The following is a 4,038-nucleotide window of genomic DNA, read 5'->3' on the forward strand; positions in this document are numbered from 1 at the left end:
GCTCGTGATCGGCCGCGCCGGGCTGCTCCGCTTCCCGGACGAGCTGACCGGGCTCGTCGAGGACCTCAGCCGCCGGATCGCGCTGGCGATCGGCGCGGCCCGGCAGTACGCCCGCCAGGCCACCATCAGCCGTGTCCTGCAGCGCGGGCTGCTCCCGGGCGCGGTCGCCGAGATCCCCGGCGTCACCAGCGCCCTCGTGTACGAGCCGCGCGACAAGGGCGGGCCCAGCGGCGACTTCTACGACCTGTTCCCGGCGGGCCGGGGCCGCTGGTGCTTCGCCCTCGGCGACGTCCAGGGCAAGGGCCCCGAGGCCGCCGTCGTCATCGGCCTCGCCCGCCCCTGGCTCCGGCTGCTCGCCCGCGAGGGCTACGGCGTCGCCGACGTACTCGACCGCCTCAACCAGCTCCTCCTCGACGACGCGACCGAGACGGCCGACGCCGCCGCGCGGGCCCTGGTCACGGCGGGCGATCCCGGCCTCGTCGACCCCGAGGCCTCCCAGACCCGCTTCCTCTCCCTCCTCTACGGCGAACTCGTCCCCTTCGACGGCGGTGTCCGCTGCACCCTCGCCTCCGCCGGGCATCCGCTGCCGCTGCTCCTCGGGCCCGACGGCGACGTACGGACCGTGGCCGAGCCGCAGACCCTGCTCGGGGTGATCGAGGATGCGGAGTACGTCTCCGAGACGTTCGAGCTGCGCCCCGGCGACACGCTGCTCAGCGTGACCGACGGGGTGACCGAGCGGCGCAGCGGTCCCGTCATGTTCGACGACGGCGACGGCCTCGCGAGCGCGCTGGCCGGCTGCGCCGGGCTCAACGCCGAGCTGATCGCCGAACGGATCCGTCGACTCGTGCACGAGTTCGGCCAGGGCGCCCCGGAGGACGACCTGGCGCTGCTGGTGCTCCAGGCGGAGTAGCCCCGCGCCGACACCGGGAGGAGGCGTCCACGGATGACGGCCCCCGGAGGCGACGACCGCTACTGAGAGGCGACGGCCACCCAGAGGCGACGGCCGCCCGGACGCGACGGCCGCCGTGAGACGACGGTCACCCGAGACGACGGCCGTCCGGGGGCGGTGGGCCGGTGCTGGACAATGGAACGCATGCCTTCCGCACTTCCCGACGGTGAGCCCGTTCCCGACGACGGGGCGCTGCCAGCACACGCCCTGGCCGGGGCTGCCGAGCGGCCTCTCGGGTTCTACCTGCACGTCCCGTACTGCGCGACCCGCTGCGGGTACTGCGACTTCAACACCTACACCGCGACCGAGCTGCGCGGCACCGGCGGTGTGCTCGCGTCCCGGGACAACTACGCGGACACCGTCGTCGACGAGATCCGGCTCGCCCGCAAGGTCCTCGGCGACGACCCGCGGCCCGTCCGCACGGTCTTCGTCGGCGGCGGCACCCCCACGCTGCTGGCCGCCGACGATCTCGTACGGATGCTCGGGGCGATCCGGGACGAGTTCGGGCTCGCGGACGACGCCGAGGTGACGACGGAGGCGAACCCGGAGTCCGTGGACCCCGCGTACCTGGCGACCCTGCGGACCGGCGGCTTCAACCGGATCTCCTTCGGTATGCAGAGCGCCCGGCAGCACGTGCTGAAGATCCTCGACCGGACGCATACACCGGGGCGGCCCGAGGCGTGTGTCGCGGAGGCGCGCGCGGCCGGGTTCGAGCACGTCAACCTCGACCTGATCTACGGCACGCCCGGCGAGTCCGACGACGACTGGCGGGCCTCCCTTGACGCGGCGCTCGGCGCCGGGCCGGACCACGTCTCGGCGTACGCGCTGATCGTCGAGGAGGGTACCCAGCTCGCGCGGCGGATCCGGCGGGGCGAGGTGCCGATGACGGACGACGACGTGCACGCCGACCGCTATCTGATCGCCGAGGAGATGCTTTCGGCGGCGGGCCTCGAGTGGTACGAGGTCTCCAACTGGGCGACCTCCGACGCCGGCCGGTGCCTGCACAACGAGCTGTACTGGCGGGGCGCGGACTGGTGGGGCGCGGGCCCCGGCGCGCACAGCCATGTTGGCGGCGTGCGCTGGTGGAACGTCAAGCACCCCGGCGCGTACGCGGGCGCGCTGGCGGCGGGGAGGTCGCCGGGAGCGGGGCGGGAGCTGCTGTCGGACGAGGACCGCCGGGTGGAGCGGATCCTGCTGGAGCTGAGGCTGCGGGAGGGGTGCCCGCTGTCCCTGCTGCGCGAGGAGGGCCTTGCGGCGGCCGGACGCGCCCTGTCCGACGGTCTGCTGGACCCGGGCCCGTACAAGGAGGGCCGCGCGGTGCTGACGCTGCGGGGGCGATTGCTGGCGGACGCGGTGGTCCGGGACCTGGTGGACTGAGGCCGCCATGGCCCTGGTGGGAGCGAAGTCGCTCGGCTAGGGTCCCGCCCCATGATCTCTGGGGGAGCGCCGGCCGCGGACGCGACGATCGTGCGGCACGGGCTGCGGCGGTTTCTGTGGATGCTGCTGTTCGCGCCGGTGACGCTCGTTTCCGGCGGCCTCGGCGTGAACGAGCTCATGTACGGCGGTGGCGGCTCCTTCACCAGGTGGATCGCAATGGCGTTCCTGCTCATGGCGCTGCTGTTCGCCATCCCGGTCGTCTCGGGCTGGCGGGCCCGTCGATGGGTGACGGCCTTCGACGCGACGGGATTCTGGTGGATCCGGGGCAAGAAGATCGCCCTGATCCGCTGGGACTCCCTTGCCGGGGTGGGCATCTACTACACGCACCAAACCTTCACCGTCGAACTGTGCCCCCGGGACGAGATCGACCGCGACGACCCGCTGCTGTGGCAGTTCGTCCGTGACACGGAACCGCTCCGGCCCGGCCTGCCCCGGGTGCGCTACCGCATCCGCCTCCCGCACTCCTTCAAGCCCTACGAGAAGGCTTTGCGCCGGTGGGCGCCCGAGCTGTGGTTCGGGCTGGTCGCGCAGCCGCTGTCGTACATGGGACGGCCCGACGTCGCCGGACACCGGGAGCGAACGGCAGGGCGGCGCGGAGAGGGCTGACCGTCGGCATCACGCGCCGTCGCCGACGGTGACGAAGTCGATCAGCTCCTCCACCCGGCCCAGCAGTTCGGGCTCCAGGTCCTTGTAGGAACTCACCCGCCCCAGAATCGCCTGCCACACCGCCCCCGTGTTCTCCGGCCACCCGAGGGCCCGGCACACCCCTGTCTTCCAGTCCTGCCCGCGGGGCACCCGCGGCCACGCCTCGATGCCCAGGGACGACGGCTTCACCGCCTCCCAGATGTCGATGTACGGGTGGCCCACGACGAGCGCGTGTTCGCCGGTCACGGACGCGGCGATGCGGGACTCCTTGCTGCCGGGGACCAGGTGGTCGACCAGGACGCCCAGGCGCGCGTCGGGGCCGGGGGCGAACTCGGCGACGATCGCCGGGAGGTCGTCCACGCCCTCCAGGTACTCCACCACCACCCCCTCGATCCGCAGGTCGTCGCCCCACACCTTCTCGACCAGCTCGGCGTCGTGGCGGCCCTCCACGTAGATGCGGCCGGCGCGGGCCACCCGCGCGCGGGCGCCGGGGACGGCGACCGAGCCGGACGCCGTACGCGTCGGACGGGGCGGGGCAGCGGACGAGGGGCGCACCAGCGTCACCACCCGCCCCTCCAGCAGGAACCCTCGCGGCTCCAGCGGGAACACCCGGTGCTTGCCGAAGCGGTCCTCCAGGGTCACCGTGCCCGCCTCGCAGCGGATCACCGCACCGCAGAAACCGGTGTCGGCCTCCTCGACCACCAGGCCCGGATCGGCCGGGACCTCGGGAACCGGCTTGGGCTTCTTCCACGGCGGGGTCAGATCCGGAGAGTACTGGCGCATTCGGATGACGATAGGAGAACCCGCGCCCGGAGTCGCCCCCGCTCAGCCCGACACGCCGAAGCGGTGCGCGAGCGCGTCGCGCTGGGCCCGGACGAACGCCGCGTCGACCACCGCCCCGTGCCCCGGCACGTACAGCGCGTCCTCGCCGCCCAGCTCCAGGAGCCGGTCCAGGGCGGCCGGCCAGTGGGAGGGCACGGCGTCCGGGCCGGCCTGGGGCTCGCCGG

4 protein-coding genes and 1 pseudogene are annotated in these 4,038 nt (G+C 73.6%); 3 read left to right on the forward strand and 2 right to left on the reverse strand.

Annotated elements, in window-relative coordinates:
- The 3 genes from AOK15_RS35270 to AOK15_RS35280 form a co-directional block, all read left to right on the forward strand.
- A partial coding sequence (locus AOK15_RS35270) for a PP2C family protein-serine/threonine phosphatase (protein WP_157870469.1) occupies positions 1-910 on the forward strand: 910 nt, incomplete at its 5' end.
- A gap of 183 nt (positions 911-1,093) precedes the next feature.
- On the forward strand, positions 1,094-2,326 hold the full coding sequence (hemW, locus tag AOK15_RS35275) for a radical SAM family heme chaperone HemW (RefSeq protein ID WP_055522407.1): 1,233 nt from the start codon (positions 1,094-1,096) through the stop codon (positions 2,324-2,326).
- Between the two features lie 51 nt (positions 2,327-2,377).
- Positions 2,378-2,992: a hypothetical protein gene (locus AOK15_RS35280; protein WP_055522409.1), complete on the forward strand. Its 615-nt coding sequence runs from the start codon at positions 2,378-2,380 to the stop codon at positions 2,990-2,992.
- Positions 2,993-3,001: 9 nt separating this feature from the next.
- On the opposite strand, the gene AOK15_RS35285 is transcribed toward AOK15_RS35280, so the two are convergent.
- A complete protein-coding gene (locus tag AOK15_RS35285; RefSeq protein WP_055522412.1) occupies positions 3,002-3,814 on the reverse strand; it encodes a DUF3097 domain-containing protein in 813 nt (270 codons plus the stop codon).
- A gap of 42 nt (positions 3,815-3,856) precedes the next feature.
- Positions 3,857-4,038, reverse strand: a pseudogene (locus AOK15_RS35290) (MBL fold metallo-hydrolase); the annotation flags it as partial.

The organism is Streptomyces ossamyceticus, from assembly GCF_001418475.1.
In the GTDB taxonomy this organism is placed as follows: Bacteria; Actinomycetota; Actinomycetes; order Streptomycetales; family Streptomycetaceae; genus Streptomyces; species Streptomyces ossamyceticus.

What these genes read in the sequence shown, in the direction of transcription:
- AOK15_RS35285 (WP_055522412.1), bottom strand. Translation starts at nt 3,814, where the DNA reads ATGCGCCAGTACTCTCCGGATCTGACCCCGCCGTGGAAGAAGCCCAAG.
- hemW (WP_055522407.1), top strand. Translation starts at nt 1,094, where the DNA reads ATGCCTTCCGCACTTCCCGACGGTGAGCCCGTTCCCGACGACGGGGCG.
- AOK15_RS35280 (WP_055522409.1), top strand. Translation starts at nt 2,378, where the DNA reads ATGATCTCTGGGGGAGCGCCGGCCGCGGACGCGACGATCGTGCGGCAC.